Source organism: Thioalkalivibrio sp. AKL10, assembly GCF_000381845.1.
Classification (GTDB): domain Bacteria; phylum Pseudomonadota; class Gammaproteobacteria; order Ectothiorhodospirales; family Ectothiorhodospiraceae; genus Thioalkalivibrio; species Thioalkalivibrio versutus.
This window is the reverse complement of the sequence record NZ_KB907142.1, coordinates 656,882-679,131: the sequence shown is the minus strand read 5'-3', so window position 1 is coordinate 679,131 and position 22,250 is coordinate 656,882. Positions and strand designations below refer to the sequence as shown.

Genomic DNA, 22,250 nt, shown 5'->3' with positions numbered 1-22,250 from the left:
CGTCATTGTACTCCCGGGTTTGCGGCCCGCTGTTGGGCGCGCTGGGCGTGCAGTCGCTTGCGGGCCATGCGGATCAGCAGGCGATGCAGCGGGTTGCGGTTGCCGCCCGGGCGCCACGTCCGCGCCAGGCGCTGGCGGTAGGCATCGAAATGCACGCCCCGCGGGGCCCACGTGACCGTCCCGCGGCCCAGCAAGAGCTTGAGCACCTCGGTTCCCATGACGCCGGCGCACAGGTCGCAGGCCATGGGCGTGGAGGGCCCGCGCCGCGCGGCCAGGTCGACGGCTGTCGGGTCGGCCAGGTAGCCCATCTGCAGCATGGCGGGGGCCAGGCCAATCATGAAACGAAGCGCCAGCTCCTCGTCGTCCAGGCCGTCGTGCAGGTCGAAGTAGGCATCGAAGCTCATCCCGCCGGGACGGAAGTTCAGGAGCGCCGCCCCCATACCGAGGGGCGCCACCGTGACGGCCGGGATGCCGCGCTCGGCGCAGGCCGCGAACACTTGGCGCCGGATGTCGAAGGCGAAGAAGTCGAGGCCATCGACATAGACATCCACGCCGGCGAGGAATGCATCGAGGTTGTCCGGACCGATGCCCTGCGGGAACGCGTCGATCTCGAGCTCCGGGTTGATGTCCCGGGCCATCTCTTCCAGCACCTCGACCTTGGGCCGGTCCAGGCGCGACAGGGCCGCCCCGACCTGACGGTTCATGTTGTGCAGTTCGAAGATATCCGGATCAGCGATGCGGAAGTGGCCTATCCCGAGGCGCACGAGTGTCAGCAGATGGGCACCGCCAACACCGCCCAGGCCCGCGATTGCAATCCGCGCCCCACGCATCCGCTGCAGTTCGCTGGTGGTCACCCAGCCGACGGTGCGGGCGAATGCCGTCTGGTAGTCGAAGGCGGAGCTCAATTCCTCAACCCGTGGTATCCATTTTCAGGCCTCGTTGGTCGCGGGCGCCACGCCCGACCGCCCGGCAGGCCTGCCGGGCGCATGGGGGCGACGCGGGGCCGGGCGGCCTTCATCGGCGTGGTGGCGGGGAGTGGATGCGGTCGGTGCAGCAGGGTCGATTCCACGTGCCGGCACAGCTCGCTCAGGGCACTGGATTGCCGGATGCTTTCGTACGCCTCCCCGGAGTCGATATAGAACGCTGCGCGCTTGCCGTGATAGTGCACGATCTCGCCAATTTGGGTGAACTCGAGTCCGGTGTGGCGCAGGATGCGGGCGAGTGCTGGCTCCATCATGGCAAAGGCATGCTGCTTGCGGTGGTGCACGCAGAGCAGGGTCGCGGCCACGAACAGGCTGACCGCCAGGATCGGGAATACGCGAACCTGGTCGGGCGAGATTTCCAGTGCCTCGATGTCGCCGAACGGTGTGGCGGTCTCGCCATGGCGCCGCCGAAACATGCCGTGGACGGCGAGGCGGGATACCTCGCAGATGTTGTCGCGGTCCAGCCGGTCGGGGCGCCAGGCGCTGTCGAAAAAACTCTCGCTGCAATGGCGTTCCATCGGCAATTGCGTGATCGAATCATGGGCGTCGACATGGACCACGCGCACACACCCGGCCGCCATGGCGCTGGGCTTGTGTTCCAGCAGGCAGTGCCAGGCCTGGGTGTCGTACTCGTCGATCTCCTTGTGCCCCGGGCAGTCTTCTTCACGCTCGAAGCCGAACTCCTTGCAGTACACCTGATAGCGAAGATGCTGGATCTCCTCCAGGCTTTGCCCGGTGCGCGTGGAGAGGTCGAAGTACCGATTGAACGCACTGACTACCGAGTCGCTTTCCACGACTAGTTTCCTCCTGCTACGAGCCCCGCCGTATCCGAGGGCGGACCCCATGGCTCGGGAGCTTCCGCATGGCGCGGCGTGCATTCCGGTCCGGGACTCTCCCATGCAGTGTAGTGCGGAACTTCCGAAAGTGCCGGAAGCTGCAATCGCTGCCGCCAGGCCTTCAGGGCCTCGCCCGCTTCGTCCGTGTGCGTCAGGCAGGGTATGCGTGTGCCGCGATGCCGGTGCGGCGCGCCACAGACCTCGACGGGCAGGCCATGACATCGCAGCAGTCGCGCGAGCGCCGGGCGTACCAGAAAGAACATGCGCAGGTATCCATGCCGTCGCGCGTATTCCTGCGAGGCCTGACACAGGTGATAAAGCACCTCGGGCGAGGCCCCGCGTACGATCAGGCGCGAAACTTCCACTGCTGGAACATCGGCTTCGGCCTCCACCTCCGGGAACAGTCGGCAGTTTTCCGTGGTAGGCAGTGGGCGTTTGCCCGGGAGGATCAGGCGCATCGCGCCGACCCAGCGCGTTTCCGGCGGGCGACCCTCGTGGCTGATCAGGAAGTGTTCGGCATGTTCGTCGTAGGCGTCGCGTTCGATGCCCTCAGGATGCTGCTCGGCGGGTTCGAACCCGGTTTCGCGGCAGTACACCTCGTAACGCAGCCGATAATGAATGCGGCGGGCGGCCTCCGAACGGGCGAGGTAGGTGCGGATCCGGCCGGGGCTACCCATCTGAAAGGGCGCGTCCGAAAGCGGACGCGACAAGCGGTTGCGGGGTCGTTTTTTCGATTTCTGCTTGAGTGGTCATCCAGTGTTGCATCTGTCTGCTCCCGTGGGTTGGAGATAGGTAGCCGCTCGCTTCAGGCGGCGGCATTCACGAACTGCAGTCCGACCCCTCGTGGACTGGAAAACACAACGACGCCGTCGCGCGCGCCGTCATTCGGCACGATTACCCGGATAGCGGTCCCGGCTGGCAGCCGCGGCTGGTAGCGCAGCGGCATGACGCGTGCGCCGGAGCGCGAGACATCCACCAGACGACAGAGGCCCGGCCGTCCCTGGATCCACATTTCCGTGCGCAGGTTGACCGCCTCGCGCGGCCAGCCGCGGCGTTCCCTCTGCTCGCTGGCCGCCTCCTCGGCCTCTTGTCCCTCGCCGAATTGCCATGCGATGGCTGCGCCCCAGTGCTGCTCCTCGGCCGATCCGGCGTAGATCTGTGCCTGTGCCGGATCGGTGATTGGGGGCGACCCCAGCCGGTCGATCAACGCCGCGACGAAGCTGGCGGAGACTTGTTCGTACTCCCCGGCGGATTCCAGGTCCTGATATAGCTGGCCATGGATCTCGTCGAGGATGCGGAGGCGTTGATCCCAGGGTTCATTTGCGATTGCCGGGAACCAGAAGTCCGCGAGTTCCAGTGCCAACTTTTCGTGACTCATCAGCGATCCTTGATGGTCGGTGCAGGGGCCGCTGCGGTTGTGAAACTCTACCCTGTGTGTTCAGCAGCAAACTCTGTACCAGTACACAGAAATGACGGGGATTCGCTCACCCTGGTGCGGGCCGCCTGCGCCGTGATTCGCCCGTCAGTTCGCCAGCTGTAAACAATCCCGACATCTGTGGACAGTCCCTGGCAAACCCACTTCAATGAACCTGGGATTTCTCCCAACCCGGCCTCACCGGCACGCCGGTGTCGAGCCCGGGGGGTCCCGGCGCAAGGCAGGCGCGTCCGGGGGGCAGGTATTCGTTAGCAGATCGGCCCGCGGACGCTACCAGGCGCCGGTGCGGTCGGCGGGAAGCTGGGTTGTATGGAAAAGATCGTTCAAGAGCTCTGGCAGCATGTTCGCTCTACTTGGCGCAAGCGCTGGTGGATCCTGCCCATTGCATGGCTGATCTGTCTGGGCGGCTGGGCTTACGCCCACAACCTGCCGGACACCTATCAGGCGGAGGCCCGGGTCTATGTGAATACCCAGTCGGTTCTGGATCCGCTGCTGCGCGGGATGACGGTGCGGCCGAACACCGAGCAGCGCCTGCGCATGATCACCCGTACGCTGTTCAGTCGTGACAACCTCGAGGAGATCGCCCGCGAGAGCGATCTCGACGTTCTGACCGGCAACTCCAACCTGGATGCCCAGGTCGCGTTGCTGCGCGCACGGCTGACGCTGGACGTCGGCGACCGCGACAACATCTATAGCGTGAGTTTCCGTCACGGAAACCCCGAGGTGGCCTATCGCGTGGTTCGCGAGACGGTTGACCTCTTCATGGCCCGTGGCATGGGCGACTCGCGCCTCGATCTCACCACCTCGCAGCAGTTCATCGAGCGCCAGCTTGATAACTACGAACAGCAGCTGCAGGAGAAGGAGGCCAAGATCGAGCAGTTCAAGCGCGACAATGCGCGCTTCCTCAGCGGCGACGGCAACTTTTACTCGCGTCTCGAGCGCACCCGTGACCAGCTGCAGCAGGCGCGCTTGCAGGAGCGCGAGGCGCAGAGTCGCTTGCAAACCCTCCGGCGGCGCGCCGGAAGCGGACAAGGTGGTTACGACAACCTGGAGCTGGACCGGCGCATCAGCGAGCTGCAGGAAAGCATCGACGCGATGCGTCTGCACTACACCGACGAGCACCCGGACGTGGTCTCGTCACGGCGCATTGTCGAAGAGCTGGAGGCGCGTCGTGAAGAAGAGGCGCGCAACCCGCAGGCCATCCGACGCGTGGGCAGCGGCAACGAGGTGCTGCAAAACGCCATCAGCGAAACCGAAAGCGAGATCGCGTCGCTGACCACTCGGATCGCCGAATTCGAGGACCGGGTTGCGCGGCTGGAGGGCGACGTGGATCGCGCACCGGCGGTGGAGTCCGAGCTGACCTCCCTGACCCGCAATTACGACGTCATGCGGAACTCCTATCGCCAGTTGCAGGATCGCCGCGAACAGGCGGTGATGTCGGGGGCCGTCGAGAGTCAGACCGACGCCGTCGACTTCCGTGTGCTCGAGCCGCCGCGTCAGCCCACAGCGCCGGCCTCGCCGGATCGACCCATGCTGGCCACGGCCGTACTCCTGGTCGGTCTGGGTGCGGGCACCGGCTTTGCGTTCCTGCTGTCGCAGCTGCGCCGAACGATCAGTAGCAGCCAGCAGCTGGCGGCGGTCACCGGCCGCCCGGTCCTGGGCAGTGTCTCGCGTGTGCGTACGCCGATGAGTCGCCATCGCCGCTTGTCGGAGCTGATGGTATTCACCGCCGCATTGGGGACGCTGGTGCTGGTGTATGCCGTGGTCATGGGACTTTACGCGACCGGCTCGGAAGTCCTTCTGGACGATCTCCTGGGGCTGTTGCGATGACGGAACCACGCAGATGCGGGATGGGATGCCCCGGCAATCCGGTGGCGTGCCGACTATCTTTCAGGGAACCGGCCGACTCGATGGAGTCGGTTGCCGGCAAGGGGCTGACAGCATAATGAGTATTATCGAGAAGGCGCTGGACAAGAACCGGGCGCGTCAGCCGGTCCCCGAAACAACGGCCGAACAGGCGGCCACCTCCGAAGCCGCCACGCGCGAGCCCGAACGCTGGCGAGAGCCAGTGTCGCAGGAAGTCAGCATCGATTTTGCCTGGCTGCGCAAGCAGGGGCTCATCGTTCCGGGGGATCAGCGTTCCAGCGTGGCGGAAGAGTTCCGCATGATGAAACGCCCCCTGCTGAACAATGCATTCGGACGACATGCCGCGATGCGCGTGCCCAAGGGCCGGCTGATCATGATCACCAGCTCCCTGCCGGGGGAGGGCAAGACCTTTACCAGCGTGAATCTGGCCCTGAGCATGGCGATGGAGCTGGAGCGCACCGTGCTGCTGGTGGATGCCGATGTATCACGACCGGCTATCCCCCGCACCCTTGGGTTTCACGCCGATCTCGGGCTCATGGATGTCCTCAGCGAACCCGACATCCAGATCCCCGATGTCCTGCTGCGCACCAACGTGGAAAACCTGACCGTTTTGCCGGCAGGCCGCCCCCACGGACGCTCGACCGAGATCCTGGCGAGCGACGTGATGCGGGATCTGGTCGATGACCTGCATGACCGGTACGAGGATCGCATCATCCTGTTCGACTCCCCGCCCTTGCTGGCCACCAGCGAGCCGGGTGTCCTGGCGACGCACATGGGGCAGGTCGTGATGGTAGTGGAGGCTGATCGCACCCCGGCGAGTACGGTGGAGCGAGCCATGCATCAGCTGGATTCCTGCGGCGTCGTGCTCACCTCCCTCAACCGCGCGACGCCGGGTATCGGCATCGGCGGTCAATATTACGGGGGTAGCTACTATGGCATCGAGCGTGATCATGTCGCCGACACCCCCGCCCGCTAGCTTCCAGCGCCAGGGGTGGCCGTTGCCGGCGCGCTGGTGGCTGGTCGGCACGGCGGTGGTCGCGCTGGCATCGCCCGCAAGTGCGCTGGCCGTCGAGTGGACGTTGACCCCGCGGGTCACGGTGTCGGCCGAGGTCACCGACAACGCCCGTCTGGCCCCGCGAGGCCAGGAGGAAGCGGACCTGATCGGTACCGTCAGCCCCGGATTTACGCTGCGCGGGGAAGGCGCCCGCAGCGATACCCGTATCGATTACCGCCTGAACTCGCGCTTTTATCTCGACGACTCGCGCCAGGGGCGCACGACGCACGCCCTGCGCGGGCGCAGCAACTGGGAGCTGGTGGACGACACTTTCTTTGTCAATGCCGGGGCCTCGCGTACCGAGCAGGTGGCGTCGATTCTCGACCCGGTCGGCATCGGTGGCAGTACCCCGCGCGGAAACCTGCAGGAGACCACCTCCTACAGCGTTTCGCCGATGCTGCGGACCCGTTACGGCAGTTTCGCCACGCAGGAGGTCCGCTATACCTATGGCGCGACCCTGAACCACCAGAGCAATCGCCAGGACAGCGACTACCACCGGGGCGAGTACGTCCTCAATAGCGGGGCTGCCTTCAACCGCCCGTTCTGGCAGGTCGCCGGGTTCTACGAGGAGGAGCGCTTCGACAATGGCCTGGAGGGCGAGTTCGGGCAGGTCAGCGGGACGCTCGGCTATCGTTTCGGGCGGTCCCTGCGTCTGTTTGGCGTGGTGGGCGAGGACTTCAATGATTACGCGACGACCCGCGAAGACGATGACGGCAGTTTCTGGCAGGTCGGCGCAGGCTGGGCCCCGACCCGGGTCACCAACATCGAGGCGCGTTACGGCGAGCGCTATTTCGGCAAGAACCGCGCGCTGTCCGTGAATCATCGCAGTCGCCGCGCGACCTACCGTCTCAGCTACGACGAGGGGGTGAGCTCGACCCGGCAGCGGCGTGAGGGCCCCTTTGCCCAGCTGGCGGAGGATGCGCAGTTCATGACCATCGACGAGTTGCTGGATCGCTACACCCTGGAGGAGATCTTCCTGTTCGCCCTCAATCCGCAGCTGGGCGACGAGGCCTTCGTTGAAGGCTTCTACTTTACTCGTAGCTGGCGTGCGGGCTGGAGCTATGACACCGGCCGCAGTGTATTCGGGATCAATCTGGTGCAGACCGAGCGTGAATCCGAGACCCAGACCAATGTCGGCCTGTTCGAGGACAACCGGACCCAGCGCGGGGCCAATGTCTTCTGGCAATGGCGGTACGGCCCGCGCACGACCTCCCTGGTGAGCACTGGCGTCACCCGGACCGATTTCGCCGACAGCGATCGCGAGGACGACCTCTGGTACCTGCGTGCCAGTGTCAGCCGTCAGCTGACCCCGGACACCACCGCGAGCCTGGCCGTCCGGCACCAGCGGCGGGAGTCGAACAGCGCGGACAACGAGTATCGCGAGAACGCGATCATCGGCACGCTGACCAAGGAGTTCTGAGGCATGTACGAAGAATTCTACGGCTTCACCGGTCGGCCCTTTGCCCTGAGCCCCGATCCGCGTTTTTTCTATGCCAGCAAGGGCCACAGTCGGGCGATGGCGTATCTCGAATACGGCGTGCAGCTGGAGGAGGGCTTCATCGTTATTACCGGCGAGGTCGGGGCCGGCAAGACGACGTTGGTGCGCAGTCTGTTCGAGACCCTGAGTGACAAGCCTCTGGTGGCGGCGCAGTTGGTCAGCACCCAGCTGGATGCAGAAGACTTGCTGCGTTCGGTCTGTCTCGCGTTCGGGCTGGACGATGCCCCCAGTCACAAGGCCGGCCAGCTGCGCCGTCTGGAGACCTTCCTGCGCGATACCCGGGCGCGTGGCCAGCGCGCCCTTCTGGTGGTCGACGAGGCGCAGAACCTGGGCCCCGATGCCGTGGAGGAGCTGCGCATGCTCTCCAATTTCCAGGGCGAGGACGGGCCGCTGCTGCAGAGCTTCCTGCTCGGGCAGCCGGAATTCCGGCGCCTGTTGCGGAGCGAGGACATGCAGCAGCTGCGCCAGCGGGTGATCGCGACCTACCACCTGGGGCCGATGGACGCAGACGATACCCGGGCCTACGTCGAGCACCGGCTCGCCCGGGTCGGCTGGAACGAACGGCCGCATTTCGACGACGACATCTGGGCGCGCATCCACGACTACACCAGTGGCATCCCGCGCAAGGTAAACACCTTCTGTGACCGCCTGCTGCTGATGGGGTACCTGGAGGAATGTACCGACCTGGATGCCGCGCGGGCGCAGCAGGTGATCGACGAGATCGAGGAAGACCTGGAAGGGGTCCTGCTGGATGAGGGGCCGTCTGCCACGGGGCGCCCCGAAGCCGGGTCGGGGTCGGACGGCCTGGATGATCGCCTGGTGGCCAGCCAGGTCTCCATGCTGCGGATCGAACAGGATATCGAGGCACTGGAGGAACGCCTGCAGCGGATTGAGCGCAATCTCCTGGTCAACTTCCGGGCGACTCAGGAGGTGCTGAAGATCGTGCGCGACGAGGGCTACGAAACGGAGGCGCTGGCGCCCGTTTCCAGTGCCGCGCAGTCGTAGCGGCCGAGGCCTGTCATGCAGACGCAAAGTGCCGATCGGCCCAACGCCCTGACCGTCGATGTGGAGGATTACTTCCAGGTCTCGGCACTGGCCCCGCGCATCCCGCGCGATACCTGGGACACCCGCGAATGCCGGATCGAGCGCAACCTTGATCGCATCCTCGAGCTGTTCGATCAGAGCGGCGCGCAGGCGACCTTCTTCACCCTCGGCTGGATCGCCGAGCGTTACCCGCACGCGATCCGCCGCATCGTCGACGCCGGCCATGAGCTGGCGAGTCACGGCTACGGCCACGAGCGCGTCACGGATCTGGCGCCCGCCGCCTTCCGCGCCGATATCGAGCGCGCCCAGCGCATCCTCGAAGACCTCTCCGGAGCCCCGGTCCGCGGCTATCGCGCGCCCAGCTTTTCGATCGGCGAGGGCAATCTCTGGGCGCTGGAGGTGCTGCGCGAGGCGGGACTGGAGTACAGCTCGAGTATCTACCCGGTGCATCACGATCACTACGGTATGCCGAAGGCCCCGCGACACCCGCATCGCCCGATGCCTGCCGGGGTCCTCGAGCTGCCCCCGGCGACCCTCCGCATGGGCGGGCGCAACCTCCCGGCGGCCGGTGGCGGCTATTTCCGGTTGCTGCCTTATGTGATGTCGCGCGGGGCCCTTCGGCGTATCGGGGCACTGGACGGGATGCCGGCGGTTTTCTACTTCCACCCCTGGGAGATCGATCCCGATCAGCCGCGGGTGTCCGGGCTCGGGGCGCGGAGCCGTTTCCGGCACTACGTGAACCTGCACCGGATGGAGTCGCGCCTGAAGCGTCTTCTGCAGGACTTTCGCTGGGATCGCATGGACCGCGTGTTTGCCGCGGAACTGGCGGCACCCGAGGACCATGCAAGAGTGACAGGGGAAGACAATGTACGAACCGCCTGATCAACGTGCCAGCGGTACCGGTGCCCTGCAGGTCCGGACGCTGTGTGCGGCCGACCATGCGCGCTGGGATGCGTTCGTGGAGCACTGTCCGCAGGCCACCTTCTTCCACCGCGCGGGCTGGTCGACGGTCTTGCGCGAGGCGTTCGGACACGAGACGCACTTCCTCTATGCCGAGGTGGATGGCGCCATACAGGGCGTGCTGCCGCTGGGCCGTATCCGTTCCCGCCTGTTCGGGGACTCGCTGTCATCGCTGCCGTTCTGTGTCTACGGCGGTGTGGCCGCAGTCACCGACGCCGCGGCCGCGGCGCTGGATGCCCGAGCACAGGAGCTCGCCCGCAGCCTGAATGTCGATTATCTCGAGTATCGCCTGCGCGAACCGAGGCACCCGGACTGGCCGACCAAGAGCGAGCTCTACTTCACCTTCCGCCGCCTTCTGGATCCGGATGTCGACGCGAACATGAATGCGATCCCGCGCAAACAGCGGCGCATGGTGCGCAAGGGCATCAAGGCGGGCCTGGTCAGCGAAGTCGAACATGACATCGACCGCTTCTACCCGATTTACGCGGCCAATGTCCGGCGCATGGGGACCCCGGTCTTCGGCCCGCATTACTTCCGCAAATTGCTCGACGTGTTCGGTGATGATTGCGACGTGCTGACGGTGACGCACGAGGGCGAAGCGATCGCCAGCGTGGTCAGCTTTTGGTTCCGCAACGAGGTGCTGCCCTACTACGGCGCGGGAACCCCGCGAGCCCGCGAAGTGGCGGGCTACGACTTCCTCTACTGGGAGCTGATGCGCCGTGCCTGCGAGGCGGGCTACCGGGTATTCGATTTCGGCCGCAGCAAGCGCGATACCGGGTCTTTCAGCTTCAAGAAGAACTGGGGCTTCGAGCCGCAGCCGTTGTACTACGAATACGACCTGGTGCGTGCCCGCGAGATGCCGGACGTCAATCCCCTCAACCCGAAGTACCGCTACTTCATCGCCGCCTGGCAGCGCCTGCCGCTGCCCGTGGCCAACTGGCTGGGCCCCAAGATCTCCCGCTCCCTCGGCTGAAGGGCCTTTTCACCACAGGGCCAAAGAGAACACTGAGCAGGTCAAGGGCGGATTGACCACGAAGGTCGGTTTACGAGAACTGCCGGGTGCACGAAATGCTGGAATCGGGCCTGTCCTGCGTCTCTCAGGTTCCGATACCCGTCACTTACAAGGGGCAGACGCTGGATTGTGGATGCCGTATCGACATCCTGGTCGAGGACAGACTGATGATGGAATTGAAAAGTGTGGATGACCTGCAACGCGTTCACGAGGCCCAAACCCTCAGGCACATGAAACTCGCGAATAGCGCGCAAGCCCTGTTGATCCATTTCAACAGCGTGCGCCTCAACGATGGCCTCAAACGCCTGGTTCTTTGATTTGAATGCCCTTCTTCGTGCCTTCGCGAGCTTCGTGGTGAACAAGCCTTATGGATGATCTGTTGTATCTGGTGCACCGGATTCCGTGGCCGCCCAACAAGGGGGACAAGATCCGCTCGCACCACATCCTGCGCTATCTGGCGCAGCACTATCGCGTGCATCTCGGCACGTTCATCGATGACCCGGCCGACGCTGCCTACCTGCCCGAACTCGAAGGGCTGTGCGCCAGTGTCTGTGCCCGTCCATTGCCGCGCCGCCGTGCCCAGTTGCGCGCCCTGAGCGGCTTGCTGAGTGGCGAGGCGCTCAGCGTGCCGTGGTATCGCGACCGGGAACTTGCGCGCTGGGTCCGTGCAACGCTGGCAAGGCAGCCGGTCGCCCGAGCCCTGGCCTTTTCCTCGGCGATGGCCCAGTACCTGCCGGAGGGGGGCGGGCTGACCCGGGTGGTCGACTTCGTGGACGTGGATTCCGACAAGTGGACGCAGTATGCGCCGACGCGGCGCTGGCCCATGAGCGCCATATATCGGCGCGAAGGGCGGCGGCTGCTGGCATACGAGCGACAGGTCGCGCAAGCCAGTGACGCCAGCCTGTTCGTGTCGCCGGCCGAGGCGGACACCTTTCGCGAGCAAGCACCGGAAGTGGCAGGCCGGGTACACGCCCTGAACAATGGTGTCGATGCCGCCTTCTTCTCGCCCGATGCGGTTGCGGCACCCGGTCCCTATGCGGAGGGGGTGCGCACCGTGGTGTTCTCGGGGGCGATGGATTACTGGCCCAATGTCGATGCCGTGATCTGGTTCGCCGACCACGTCCTGCCTGCGCTGCGGCTCGAACATCCCGGTGTGGAGTTCTGCATCGTTGGCAGCCGGCCGGCCCCGGAGGTGATGGCGCTGGCGGATCGCCCCGGTGTCACGGTGACCGGATTCGTGGACGACGTGCGACCGTGGATCGCGCACGCGACCGTCGTCATTGCGCCCCTGCGAATCGCCCGTGGCGTGCAGAACAAGGTCCTGGAGGCGATGGCCCTGGCGCGCCCGGTCGTGGCCAGCCCGCAGGCTCTGGAAGGCCTGACCGCGATGGTTGGGCGCGAGGTGATCCGTGCCGAGGCCGAACCGGGCGCGTTCCTGCAGGCCGTTTCCGGATATCTGCATGCACCGGATCCGGCGCTCGGGCACGCGGCGCGCACCCGGGTGCTGGCGGACTATGACTGGGCGCGCAATCTCGCGCACCTGGGCGAGTTTCTCCGCCTGCACCCCGGCGGGGTTCCCGGCGCCGAGCCGGTCCCGGAGGCTGCCCATGGACGCTGAAACGCTCAACATCCGGGCGTCCGTGCGCGGCTCGTCCTGGTGGCTGGCCGGGCCGGTGCTGGTGCTGGGTCTGGTCGTGCTGGGATGGATGTTCTACCCGACGTTCGAATCCATTGTGGCCGTCTGGAACCGTTCGGAGACCTTTGCCCATGGTTTCCTGATTGTCCCCATCGTGCTGTTTCTGTTGTTTCTCAAGCGCGAGGAGGTGCTGGCCCTGGAGCCGCGTCCTTCCTGGTGGGCGCTGTTGCCCTTGCTGGGCTTTTCGCTGGTCTGGGTGGCGGGAGAGCTGGTGGATGTGGTGTCCGTGCGTCAGTTCGCGGCCGTCCTGATGATCCCCGCGCTGTTCTGGCTCGTGCTGGGCAATGCGATCACCTGGCGCCTGCAATTCCCTCTGGCGTACCTGCTGTTCGCGGTCCCGTTCGGTGAGTTCCTGGTGCCGCCGCTGATGGATTTCACCGCGGACTTCACCGTAACGGCGGTACAGCTCACCGGGATCCCGGTCTATCGCGACGGGTTGTATTTCGATCTGCCCACGGGCCGCTGGTCGGTAGTCGAGGCCTGCAGTGGCGTGCGCTATCTGATCGCGTCGGTCGCGCTCGGTACCCTGTACGCCTATCTCATGTATCGCAGCCCCTGGCGGCGGCTCGTGTTTGTCGGTGTCTCCATCGTGGTGCCGATCGTCGCCAATGGCCTGCGGGCCTACATGATCGTGATGATTGGTCATCTGAGCGACATGGAGTATGCGGCCGGGGTCGATCACCTGATCTATGGGTGGATCTTCTTCGGGGTGGTCATTGCGCTGATGTTCGGGATCGGGGCCTTCTGGCGCGAAGATATGGACCCGCCCACCGCACGCGTGCACACGCCGAAACAGCGCCGTTCGTTGCAGGCCGGACCGTTCGCCGTGGCGGCCCTGCTGGCGGTGGTGCTGGCCAGTGTGGCCCCGCTGTATGCGGATTGGATGAACCAGCGTGATCTCGGTCCGGTGGCGGGTCTGGGCGCGGGCCCGCTGGTCCCGCCCGGCTGGCGGGTGCTGGAGGATCAGGCCGATGCCTGGGAGCCGGGTTATCGCGGGGCCCGCGATGGCCGGGGTGGTCTCGTCACGGCGGAATATGGCGGGCCGCCGGTGGGCATGCACGTGCTGTTCTACCGCGAACAGCACCATTACGGGAACATGGTGGGCTGGAGCAATACCCTGGCCGGGCGTCACCGCGTGGGGTCCTGGTCGCAATCCCATCGCGGGCAGGCCACGGTCGACGGTTACCCCAATCCCGAACGTTTCCTGTTGCGCGGGCCCGGGCAGCAATTGCTGGTCTGGCGCTGGTATTGGGTGGACGGCCAGCTGACCACGCTGCCGCATACGGTCAAGGCTCGCGAGGCGCTGAACCGCCTGGTGGGTGGCCGCGATGACGCGGCCGTGGTCGTGCTCTATGTGCCCTATGGCTCCGAGCCCGGGGAAGAGGAGGCGACGCTACAGGCCTATGCGGCCGACGTCCTGCCCGAGATCCTCGAGCAGCTCGCCGCTGTCGCGCGACAGTGACGGTCGCATCCGCCAAGACCGTCCGGGATGGCGATCCGCGACCCTGCGTGGCGCATATCATCCATCGCCTGGACATCGGCGGGATGGAGAACGGGCTGGTCAACCTGATCAACCACATGCCCGCGGACCGCTTCCGGCACGCCATCATCTGCATGACGGACTACACCGATTTTCGCCTGCGCATCCGGCGCGACGATGTCAGTCTGCATGCCCTGCACAAGCGCGAAGGCAAGGACCCGCAGGTCCACGTTCGCCTGTGGCGACTGCTGCGCGCCCTGCAGCCGGATATCGTCCATACCCGGAACTTCGGCACGCTGGAGGCGCAGGTGACCGCCGCGCTGTCCGGCGTGCGCGCGCGCGTGCATGGCGAACACGGTTGGGATGTCGGCGACCTGGACGGCACGCGCGACCGCAACCGTCGATTGCGCCGGCTGATGCGGCCACTGGTCCGACACTACATTGCCCTTTCGCAGCATCAAAAGGGCTACCTGCGGGATGCGATCGGGGTGCCCGCAGCGCGTCTTTCGCACATCTTCAATGGTGTGGATACCGGCCGTTTCGCACCAACGTCAGAGGCGTTCGTGCCCCCGTTTCCAGAGGGCTTCCGGGGCCCCGGCACCTTCGTGATCGGCTCGGTCATGCGCATGCAGGCGGTCAAGGCGCCGCTGGACCTGGCACGGGCCTTTGTCGCACTGCGCGACCGGATGCCGACGGAGTTTCCGCGCCTGCGTCTGGCGATGATCGGGGACGGCCCGCTGCGCGGGGAGGTCCGCCAGCTGCTGGAGCAGTCCGGGGTGGCGGGCCAGGCCTGGCTCCCCGGTGCCCGGGAGGATATCCCCGACTGCCTGCGGGCGCTGGACCTCTTCGTCCTTCCCTCGCTGGCCGAAGGCATCTGCAACACCATCCTCGAGGCGATGGCCACCGGGCTCCCGGTGGTCGCGACGGATGTCGGGGGGAACCCGGACCTCGTCCAGCCGGGGGTGACCGGGGTGCTGGTCCCGGCGGGCGATCCGGACGCGATTGCGGCCGCGCTGATGGCCTATCCCGGCGACCCGGCACGGACCGAACGGCAAGGTGTGGCCGCCCGCGCACGGGCCGAGGCGGAGTTCAGCATGGACGCGATGGTCGCGGGGTACATGGGGGTGTACGACCGGGTATTAGGTAGACGCTGATCCATCGACGCGACTGCGTGGATGGATCAGCGTCTACCTTGGTGGCGCAGAACGCAGGGCGGCGCCACCGTTAGTTCCGGCGCTAACGCCAGGGGCCCTGTGGCGCGTATCGCGGTCGGTCCGCGGCGGGGTTGTCGTTTATGCTGAATTTTCCGTGATGGTGCGGCGGGGCTTGCCCCGATCAGGGCCTCCCCGGGGGCACCGTCCGGCGTCACTTGGCCTCGGCAAGGAAGCGATCAGGAACCCGACATGTGCGGCATTACCGGCATCTTCGATCTGCGCGACCGGCAGCCGATCAATCGGTCCCTGCTGGAGGCGATGAACGAGACCCAGTTTCACCGCGGTCCGGACGAGGGGGGTGTGCACCTGGAGCCGGGCGTCGGGCTGGCGCATCGTCGCCTGTCGATCATCGACCTCTCCGGCGGGCAGCAGCCGCTGTTCAACGAAGACGAAACCGTCGTTGTGACCTACAACGGCGAGATCTACAACTTCCCGGAGCTGACCGCCGAGTTGCAGCAGGCGGGGCACCGGTTCCGCTCCCACTGCGATACCGAGGTGATCGTGCATGCCTGGGAGGAGTGGGGCGAGGCCTGCGTACAGCGCTTTCGTGGCATGTTCGCGTTCGCCGTCTGGGATCGCAATCGCGACACCCTGTTCCTCGCCCGCGACCGCCTGGGGATCAAGCCGCTGTACTACAGTGCGCTGGCGGACGGGCACCTGATCTTCGGCTCGGAGCTCAAGGCGTTGATGGCGCATCCGGGGATGCCGCGACATATGGACCCGCATGCGGTGGAGGACTATTTCGCCTTCGGTTACGTGCCGGAGCCGCGCAGCATCTTCCGCGGCGTGCACAAGCTGCCGCCTGGCCACACGCTGACCGTGCGCCGCGGACAGGGCAACCTGAGCGAGCCGCGTGAATACTGGGACATCCCGTTCGGCGACAGTGGTGTGGCGGATGCAACGAACGCCGCCGAGGAACTCACGGCGCGCCTGCGCGAGGCAGTGGACGTCCGCATGGTCGCCGAGGTCCCGCTGGGGGCCTTCCTCTCGGGCGGGGTGGACTCCAGCGCGGTGGTCGCGATGATGGCGGGTCTGTCCGACGACCCGGTGCGCACCAGTTCCATCGGCTTCGCCGATCCGGCCTACGACGAATCCCGCTACGCGCGGATGGTCGCCGAGCGCTACCACACGGATCACCGCACGCAGGAGGTTGATCCCGACGACTTTGCGCTGCTGGACCGCCTGAGCGGGCTCTACGATGAACCGTTTGCCGACAGTTCCGCGCTGCCGACCTATCGGGTCTGCGAACAGGCACGCCAGCAGGTCGTGGTTGCGCTGTCCGGGGACGGCGGCGACGAGAACCTGGCCGGCTATCGGCGCTATCGCCATCACCTGGCGGAGGAACGCCTGCGCGCGCCGCTGCCCCTGGGGCTTCGGCGGGCCGTGTTCGGGACCCTGGCGCGGTGGTATCCCAAGGCCGACTGGGCACCGCGCCCGTTCCGCGCCCGCGCCACCTTCCAGGCCCTGGCGCGGGACTCGGTCGAGGGCTATTTCCAGGGGGTATCCATCCTGCGTGACGATCTGCGCGCGCACCTGTTTTCCCCGGCGTTTCGGCGCTCGCTTCAGGGCTATAGCGCGGTGGAGGTCCTGCGTCGGCATGCGGCGCGCGCGCCCACCGAGCACCCGCTGTCGCTGGTGCAGTACCTGGACATGAAGACCTACCTGCCGGGCGACATCCTGACCAAGGTCGACCGCGCGAGCATGGCGCATTCGCTGGAGGTCCGGGTGCCCCTGCTCGACCACCAGCTGGTCGAGTGGACCTCGGGCCTGCCCCCGGATCTCAAGCTGCGGGGGACGGAGGGCAAGTACGTGCTGAAAAAGGCCATGGAGCCCTACCTGCCGGAGGAGATCCTCTATCGGCGCAAGAAGGGGTTCGCCGTCCCGGTCGCCGAGTGGTTTCGCGGACCGCTGCGTGAACGCATGCGGGCGCAGGTGCTGGGGCCGCGCATCGCCGACTCCGGCATCTTCGACATGGACTATCTCAAGACCCTCGTGGACCAGCACACCAGTGGCGCCCGCGACCACAGCCCGGCCCTGTGGTCGCTGTTGATGTTCGAGGGCTTCCTGGCCCGGTCGACGGCCTGATGCGGGGGTGGCAATGAAGATCCTGCATGTCCTTGATCACTCCATCCCGCTGCACAGTGGGTATACCTTCCGCACGGCCGCCATCCTGCGCGAGCAGCACCGGCTCGGCTGGGAGACGTTTCATTTGACCAGCCCCAAGCAGGGTGCGGTGGAGGCGGACGAGGAGGATGTCGACGGCCTGCACTTCTACCGCACGCGCTATCGCCCCGGGACGCTGCCGGGGCTTGGCGAATGGGGGTTGATGCGTGCCCTGACCCGGCGCCTGGAGGCCGTGGCCCGGGTAGTGCAGCCGGATGTGCTGCATGCCCATTCCCCGGTTCTCAATGCCCTTCCGGCCCTGCGGGTCGGCCGGCGTCTCGGCATCCCCGTAGTCTACGAGGTGCGGGCCTTCTGGGAGGATGCCGCGGTGGATCACGGGACCAGCCGCGAACACGGGCTGCGCTACCGCATGACGCGCGGTTTCGAGTCGTACGTGTTCCGCCGGGTGGACCACGTGACGACCATCTGCGAAGGCCTGCGGCGGGACATCGTCGCCCGGGGCATCCCGCAGGACCGCGTCACCGTGATCCCGAATGCCGTGGATGCCGAGGCCTTCCGTCTGGGCGGGGCGCCGGATGCCGAGTTGAAGGCGCAACTGGGGCTGGCCGATGCCCGGGTGCTGGGTTTTATCGGCTCGTTCTATGCCTACGAGGGGCTGGACCTGCTGCTGGAGGCCTTTCCGCGCATCCGGGCGCAGGCCCCGGATGTACGCATCCTGCTGGTGGGTGGCGGGCCGCAGGCGGAACGCCTGCAGGAGCAGGCCCGGCGCCTGGGCATCGCCGATCAGGTCACCTTTGCGGGCCGGGTGCCGCATGACCAGGTCCAGCGCTACTACGACCTGGTGGATCTGCTGGTTTACCCACGGCACTCGATGCGGCTGACCGAGCTGGTGACCCCGCTCAAGCCGCTGGAGGCGATGGCCCAGGGGCGACTGCTGGTGGCCTCGGACGTCGGCGGACACCAGGAACTGATCCGGCATGGCGAAACCGGCTGGCTGTTCCCCGCCGACGACCCGGGGGCGCTGGCGGACACGGTGCTCGACACCCTGGCCCGCGAGCCCGAATGGGATGCGGTACGCGCCGCGGGGCGCCGCTTTGTCGAGCAGGAACGCACCTGGGCGAGGAGTGTTGCCCGCTACCAGGCGATCTACGAACGTCTGCGGGGTGTCGTGGAGCCCACCCATGCCCGGTGACCGGCGTCACGCTGGCCGGCGCCCGCGCCTGGTGGTGTTCACCCGCGTCTACCCCAACGCGGCGCAACCCAACCTGGGGCTGTTCGTGCGCGAACGCATGCGGCGGGTGGCCGAACACCTGGACCTGGTCGTCGTGGCGCCGGCCCCGTGGTTTCCGTTCCAGGGGCTGCTCGGGCGTCTCCGGCCGCACTCGCGCCCGCCGCTGCCGCGCTACGAGGAGCAGGACGGCATTGTGGTCTATCACCCGCGGTTCTTCTGTTTTCCGGGCGTGCTCAAGTGGACCGACGGGTTCTTCCTGGCGCTGGGCAGTTTCTGGCTGATGCGGCGGTTGCGGCGCGATTTCCGGTTTGATCTGATCGACGCCCACTTTGTCTATCCCGATGGCGTGGCTGCGCGCTGGCTGGCGCGCTGGTTGCGCTGCCCCTACACCATCACCCTGCGCGGCAGCCTCGTGCGTTTCGCCGGCAGCGCCCTGCATCGGCGCCAGATCAACCGGGCGATGAGCGCGGCGGCGCGGATGTTCTCGGTGGCGGACTCGCTGCGGCAGGATGCGATCGCCTGGGGGCAGGCCCCCGGGCATGTGCAGGTCGTCGGCAACGGCGCGGACCTGCGGCGTTTCCATCCCGAGGACCGGGCCGGGGCCCGCCAGCGCCTGGGCCTGCCGCAGGAGGGCCGCTTCCTCGTGTCGGTGGGGGGGCTGACCGAGCGCAAGGGCTTTCACCGGGTGATCGCGACCCTCCCCGAATTGCTGCGCACGCAGCCCGATTTGCACCTGGTCATTGCCGGCGGCGCGACCCCCGAGGGCAACAACGAGGCCGAGTTGCGCCAGCAGGTAAAGGGCCTGGGTCTGGAAGGCCGGGTCTGGTTCCTGGGGCAGGTATCGCCGGAAGACCTGCGTTTCGTCTATTCGGCTGGCGACGTGTTCGTCCTGGCCACCCGGTTCGAGGGCTGGGCGAATGTCTTCCTCGAGGCGTCGGCCTGCGCCCTGCCGATCGTGACCACCCGGGTCGGGGGCAACGCCGAGGTGGTGAATTCCGATCAGGTCGGGATCGTGGTCCCGTACGGCGACCATGACGCGCTGCGCGACGCCCTGCTGGAGGCGCTCGAGCGCGAATGGGACCGCGAGGCCATCCTGGCCCATGCGCGGGCGAATGCCTGGGAGACGCGGATCCCGGAGCTGGTTGCAGCCTTCGAGCAGATCGCGGCCGCGGATACCGCGACGGCCCCCGGGACCGCGCGGTCCGGCTGAACATGGGGCTTTATACCCAATGGGTGGCGCGCGGCCTGTTCCCGCTGCAGGAGCGGCTCAAGGGTCACCCCACGGTGGCGTGGCACAAGGCCCTGGAAGCCACTCAGTGGTGGACGCCGGAGGCCCTGCAGAGCCTGCAGCAGCAGCGGCTGCAGGGGCTTCTGGAACGTGTCGCGCGGCAGGTGCCGTTCTACCGGGAATGGTTTGCGCAACAGGCCTGGTCGCCTGCGGCGTTCTCCGGCATCGCGGACCTTCAGCGCCTCCCGGTCGTTGACAAGGCGCTGATCCGCGAACAGGGCGCGGCCTGGCGCGCGGAGGGCGCGAGGAACCTCGAAGAGCAGCACACCAGCGGGTCGTCCGGCGAGCCTCTGAGGTTCTGGCTGGGCGCGGATCGCATCGGCATGGATATCGCCGCAAAGTGGCGGGCAACCCGCTGGTGGGGCGTGGACGTGGGCGACCGCGAACTGGTCCTGTGGGGATCCGCCGTCGAGAACGAGGCCCAGAACGGCCTGCGTGCCTGGCGCGATCGCCTGTTCCGTTCGTACCTGGTGCCGGCCCGCGACCTGAATCCGGCGCGGCTCGACCGCATCATCGAGCAGATCCGCCAGCGGCGTCCGCGCATGCTGTTCGGGTATCCGTCGGCATTGTCCCGCGTGGCATGGCGGGCGCGCGAGCGAGGGCAGCGGCTGGGTGATCTCGGGATTCGTGTCGCCTTCACAACCTCCGAGGTGTTGCGCCCGGAGTGGCGCGCGGTGATCGGCGAGGTGATGGGCTGTGGGGTCGCCAACGAGTACGGCGCGCGCGACGCCGGGTTCATCGCCCGCGAATGTCCGGCGGGGGGCATGCACATCACGGCCGAGGCCCTGATCGTCGAGATCCTGGATGCGGAGGATCGACCGGTGCCGCCCGGCGCGACCGGAAACATCGTCATCACTAACCTGGTGGGCCCGGAATTCCCGTTCATCCGCTATCGCACCGGGGACCGGGGCGCTCTGGACCCGCGTCCCTGCCCCTGCGGGCGCGGCCTGCCGCTGCTGCGCGACATCGACGGCCGTGCCAACGATGGCCTGATCGCGACGGACGGTTCCTGGATCCACGGCAGCCGCTTCAACTACCTGATGCGCGACCTGCCCGGGCTGCGCGCCTACAAGGTCATCCAGCACGACCGACACCACGTCGAGGTGCTGCTGAGCCTGGTCGCCGCCCTGCCGGCGGCCGCCGAGGAGCGCCTGCGCCGTGCATTGGTCGACGCGCTGGGGCAGGCGGTCCAGGTGGAGGTTCGCGCGGTGGATGCCATCCCGCCGGAGCCCAACGGCAAGCACCGCCATGTTGTCTGCCGCGTTCCCGATACCGATCAGCCAGCCCGGAACGCCTGAGTACTCACCACGAAGCGCACGAAGATACGAAGAAGGGCTAGTTAACAGGACGCAGGGAAAACGGGAAGATTCGTGATGGTGGTGCCGGGGCGTGCCGGGTGACGGTCGGGGGAGCCTCCAGCGCGCACGCAACTTTGACTGCCATCACGCGTTTGCACGCCGATAAGGCAGTCGTTGTGAGAAGGGGAGCGGCGCGGCGATCTGCGAGAGGTCGTCCGACGCGTTTTCCAACACTGCGGCGCTACGCTCGCAATGACAGAGCCGTCACGGCGGCTTCTGCAGGTCTGCCGCCTTTCTGTGTCTCGGTATCAGCCTTTGCTGGGAACCCGGCTCAGGCAGTTTGCTTACACGAACGGAATTCCCGGATCTGTTCCAGGTCCGCCTGTTCCGATTGCTCCGCCTTGAACAAATCCCAGCGCACCTGAAGGTTCAACCAGAAATCGGGCGACATGCCGAAAAAGCGTGCTAGACGCAGCGACGTGCTTGGCGTAATGCCACGCTTCTGGTTCACGAGCTCGTTGATGCGCTGATACGGAACATGGAGCGCGTCCGCCAACTGGCGCTGGGAGATATGCATCGGCTCCAGGAACTCTTTCGCCAGCATTTCACCGGGGTGGGTCGGCTGTCGGTGGGTAGGGATGCGGACCATGATTGTGCCTCAGTGGTAATCCGTGATTTCGACCTGGTCGGGCCCGGAGTCTGTCCAGGCGAAGCAGATCCGATATTGCTCGTTGATTCGAATGCTGTATTGGCCTTTTCGCTCTCCCGCCAGGGCCTCCAGTCGGTTACCCGGTGGGACTCTCAGCTCCTCAACGTTCATGGCCGAATCCAGCAATTCCAGCTTTCTTGCGGCAACCCGCCATACAGATTGTGGGCAGACCTTGCGAGCAGCCTTCGACGAAAGCCCGTTGAAGATATCCTCAGTGCCTCGATCCTTGAAGCATACAATCATGGAAACACGGTATCACGGGTTCCATGCTATTCCAAAACCTGAAAAGGGCGGGGCGAAGGGCGGCGTGGGTGTCACGGCCTGGAGATCCCGGCTCTCCGCTTCGCTGCGGCCGGGATGACGATGGTGGTGTGCTGCGGCCCGGATGACGGGGATATGGAAACCGTTGCAGTCGGGAGCCCCAAGCGGTCGATCGCGGGCCATTTCGTCCAGAGCGTTCGCGCGTTTCCCGCCTTCCTGTGGCCCGCCCTTGCCCCCGCCCTTGCGTCGTGTCTTCGTGAC

At 66.5% G+C, this 22,250-nt stretch carries 19 protein-coding genes and 1 pseudogene; 14 read left to right on the top strand and 6 right to left on the bottom strand.

Annotated features, from left to right (window positions below; translation table 11 throughout):
* Positions 1-2: 2 nt before the first annotated feature.
* From G333_RS0103230 to G333_RS0103215, 4 genes are all read right to left on the bottom strand, one after another.
* Complete coding sequence (locus tag G333_RS0103230) at positions 3-905, bottom strand: ThiF family adenylyltransferase (protein WP_019627661.1); 903 nt, start codon at positions 903-905, stop codon at positions 3-5.
* Complete coding sequence (locus G333_RS0103225) at positions 902-1,777, bottom strand: PEP-CTERM/exosortase system-associated acyltransferase (RefSeq protein ID WP_019627660.1); 876 nt, start codon at positions 1,775-1,777, stop codon at positions 902-904. The genes G333_RS0103230 and G333_RS0103225 overlap by 4 nt, the downstream gene beginning before the upstream one ends.
* Positions 1,778-1,779: 2 nt before the next feature.
* A complete protein-coding gene (locus G333_RS0103220) occupies positions 1,780-2,496 on the bottom strand; it encodes an acyl-homoserine-lactone synthase (RefSeq protein WP_019571968.1) in 717 nt (238 codons plus the stop codon).
* 128 nt (positions 2,497-2,624) lie between these two features.
* Positions 2,625-3,197, bottom strand: coding sequence for a PilZ domain-containing protein (locus tag G333_RS0103215; RefSeq protein ID WP_019627659.1), 573 nt, complete (start codon positions 3,195-3,197; stop codon positions 2,625-2,627).
* A gap of 366 nt (positions 3,198-3,563) precedes the next feature.
* On the opposite strand from G333_RS0103215, the gene G333_RS0103210 reads away from it, so the two are divergent.
* The 14 genes and pseudogenes from G333_RS0103210 (at position 3,564) to G333_RS0103145 (ending at position 21,019) form a co-directional block, all read left to right on the top strand.
* Positions 3,564-5,084: an XrtA system polysaccharide chain length determinant gene (locus tag G333_RS0103210; protein WP_019627658.1), complete on the top strand. Its 1,521-nt coding sequence runs from the start codon at positions 3,564-3,566 to the stop codon at positions 5,082-5,084.
* A 115-nt stretch (positions 5,085-5,199) separates the two neighbouring features.
* Positions 5,200-6,096: an XrtA-associated tyrosine autokinase gene (locus G333_RS0103205; RefSeq protein ID WP_019627657.1), complete on the top strand. Its 897-nt coding sequence runs from the start codon at positions 5,200-5,202 to the stop codon at positions 6,094-6,096.
* Between the two features lie 22 nt (positions 6,097-6,118).
* Positions 6,119-7,594, top strand: coding sequence for a TIGR03016 family PEP-CTERM system-associated outer membrane protein (locus G333_RS0103200; RefSeq protein WP_026331571.1), 1,476 nt, complete (start codon positions 6,119-6,121; stop codon positions 7,592-7,594).
* A gap of 3 nt (positions 7,595-7,597) precedes the next feature.
* Positions 7,598-8,677 carry an XrtA/PEP-CTERM system-associated ATPase gene (locus tag G333_RS0103195; protein WP_019571963.1) on the top strand — a complete coding sequence of 360 codons (1,080 nt, stop codon included), beginning with the start codon at positions 7,598-7,600 and terminating at the stop codon, positions 8,675-8,677.
* Between the two features lie 15 nt (positions 8,678-8,692).
* Positions 8,693-9,598 carry an XrtA system polysaccharide deacetylase gene (locus G333_RS0103190; protein WP_019571962.1) on the top strand — a complete coding sequence of 302 codons (906 nt, stop codon included), beginning with the start codon at positions 8,693-8,695 and terminating at the stop codon, positions 9,596-9,598.
* Positions 9,582-10,649, top strand: a complete 1,068-nt coding sequence (locus G333_RS0103185; protein WP_019627655.1) for a FemAB family XrtA/PEP-CTERM system-associated protein — start codon at positions 9,582-9,584, stop codon at positions 10,647-10,649. Before G333_RS0103190 ends, G333_RS0103185 begins: the two co-directional genes overlap by 17 nt.
* A 77-nt stretch (positions 10,650-10,726) precedes the next feature.
* Positions 10,727-11,005, top strand: a pseudogene (locus G333_RS0103180) (GxxExxY protein); the annotation flags it as partial.
* Between the two features lie 50 nt (positions 11,006-11,055).
* The gene (locus tag G333_RS0103175; RefSeq protein ID WP_019627653.1) at positions 11,056-12,306 is read left to right on the top strand and encodes a TIGR03087 family PEP-CTERM/XrtA system glycosyltransferase; all 1,251 of its coding nucleotides are present in this window, start codon (positions 11,056-11,058) and stop codon (positions 12,304-12,306) included.
* Positions 12,296-13,846 carry an exosortase A gene (gene xrtA / locus G333_RS0103170; RefSeq protein WP_019627652.1) on the top strand — a complete coding sequence of 517 codons (1,551 nt, stop codon included), beginning with the start codon at positions 12,296-12,298 and terminating at the stop codon, positions 13,844-13,846. Before G333_RS0103175 ends, xrtA begins: the two co-directional genes overlap by 11 nt.
* Positions 13,847-13,893: 47 nt before the next feature.
* A complete protein-coding gene (locus tag G333_RS0103165; RefSeq protein ID WP_026340866.1) occupies positions 13,894-15,018 on the top strand; it encodes a TIGR03088 family PEP-CTERM/XrtA system glycosyltransferase in 1,125 nt (374 codons plus the stop codon).
* Positions 15,019-15,267: 249 nt separating this feature from the next.
* Positions 15,268-17,163: an XrtA/PEP-CTERM system amidotransferase gene (locus tag G333_RS0103160; RefSeq protein WP_019627650.1), complete on the top strand. Its 1,896-nt coding sequence runs from the start codon at positions 15,268-15,270 to the stop codon at positions 17,161-17,163.
* A gap of 13 nt (positions 17,164-17,176) precedes the next feature.
* Positions 17,177-18,394 carry a TIGR04063 family PEP-CTERM/XrtA system glycosyltransferase gene (locus G333_RS0103155; RefSeq protein WP_019627649.1) on the top strand — a complete coding sequence of 406 codons (1,218 nt, stop codon included), beginning with the start codon at positions 17,177-17,179 and terminating at the stop codon, positions 18,392-18,394.
* Positions 18,384-19,643, top strand: a complete 1,260-nt coding sequence (locus G333_RS0103150) for a glycosyltransferase (protein ID WP_019627648.1) — start codon at positions 18,384-18,386, stop codon at positions 19,641-19,643. Before G333_RS0103155 ends, G333_RS0103150 begins: the two co-directional genes overlap by 11 nt.
* Positions 19,644-19,645: 2 nt before the next feature.
* Positions 19,646-21,019, top strand: a complete 1,374-nt coding sequence (locus tag G333_RS0103145; protein WP_019627647.1) for a phenylacetate--CoA ligase family protein — start codon at positions 19,646-19,648, stop codon at positions 21,017-21,019.
* A 331-nt stretch (positions 21,020-21,350) separates the two neighbouring features.
* On the opposite strand, the gene G333_RS0103140 is transcribed toward G333_RS0103145, so the two are convergent.
* A complete protein-coding gene (locus G333_RS0103140) occupies positions 21,351-21,668 on the bottom strand; it encodes a HigA family addiction module antitoxin (protein WP_018144822.1) in 318 nt (105 codons plus the stop codon).
* A gap of 9 nt (positions 21,669-21,677) precedes the next feature.
* Positions 21,678-21,971 carry a type II toxin-antitoxin system RelE/ParE family toxin gene (locus G333_RS0103135; RefSeq protein WP_018175555.1) on the bottom strand — a complete coding sequence of 98 codons (294 nt, stop codon included), beginning with the start codon at positions 21,969-21,971 and terminating at the stop codon, positions 21,678-21,680.
* Positions 21,972-22,250 lie beyond the last annotated feature (279 nt).

Bases quoted from the DNA above. Each gene is read 5' to 3' on its own strand.
- G333_RS0103220 (WP_019571968.1), bottom strand. From the start codon at position 2,496: ATGGGTAGCCCCGGCCGGATCCGCACCTACCTCGCCCGTTCGGAGGCC.
- G333_RS0103215 (WP_019627659.1), bottom strand. From the start codon at position 3,197: ATGAGTCACGAAAAGTTGGCACTGGAACTCGCGGACTTCTGGTTCCCG.
- G333_RS0103210 (WP_019627658.1), top strand. From the start codon at position 3,564: ATGGAAAAGATCGTTCAAGAGCTCTGGCAGCATGTTCGCTCTACTTGG.
- G333_RS0103205 (WP_019627657.1), top strand. From the start codon at position 5,200: ATGAGTATTATCGAGAAGGCGCTGGACAAGAACCGGGCGCGTCAGCCG.
- G333_RS0103195 (WP_019571963.1), top strand. From the start codon at position 7,598: ATGTACGAAGAATTCTACGGCTTCACCGGTCGGCCCTTTGCCCTGAGC.
- G333_RS0103190 (WP_019571962.1), top strand. From the start codon at position 8,693: ATGCAGACGCAAAGTGCCGATCGGCCCAACGCCCTGACCGTCGATGTG.
- G333_RS0103185 (WP_019627655.1), top strand. From the start codon at position 9,582: ATGTACGAACCGCCTGATCAACGTGCCAGCGGTACCGGTGCCCTGCAG.
- G333_RS0103175 (WP_019627653.1), top strand. From the start codon at position 11,056: ATGGATGATCTGTTGTATCTGGTGCACCGGATTCCGTGGCCGCCCAAC.
- xrtA (WP_019627652.1), top strand. From the start codon at position 12,296: ATGGACGCTGAAACGCTCAACATCCGGGCGTCCGTGCGCGGCTCGTCC.
- G333_RS0103160 (WP_019627650.1), top strand. From the start codon at position 15,268: ATGTGCGGCATTACCGGCATCTTCGATCTGCGCGACCGGCAGCCGATC.
- G333_RS0103155 (WP_019627649.1), top strand. From the start codon at position 17,177: ATGAAGATCCTGCATGTCCTTGATCACTCCATCCCGCTGCACAGTGGG.
- G333_RS0103150 (WP_019627648.1), top strand. From the start codon at position 18,384: ATGCCCGGTGACCGGCGTCACGCTGGCCGGCGCCCGCGCCTGGTGGTG.
- G333_RS0103145 (WP_019627647.1), top strand. From the start codon at position 19,646: ATGGGGCTTTATACCCAATGGGTGGCGCGCGGCCTGTTCCCGCTGCAG.
- G333_RS0103140 (WP_018144822.1), bottom strand. From the start codon at position 21,668: ATGGTCCGCATCCCTACCCACCGACAGCCGACCCACCCCGGTGAAATG.
- G333_RS0103135 (WP_018175555.1), bottom strand. From the start codon at position 21,971: ATGATTGTATGCTTCAAGGATCGAGGCACTGAGGATATCTTCAACGGG.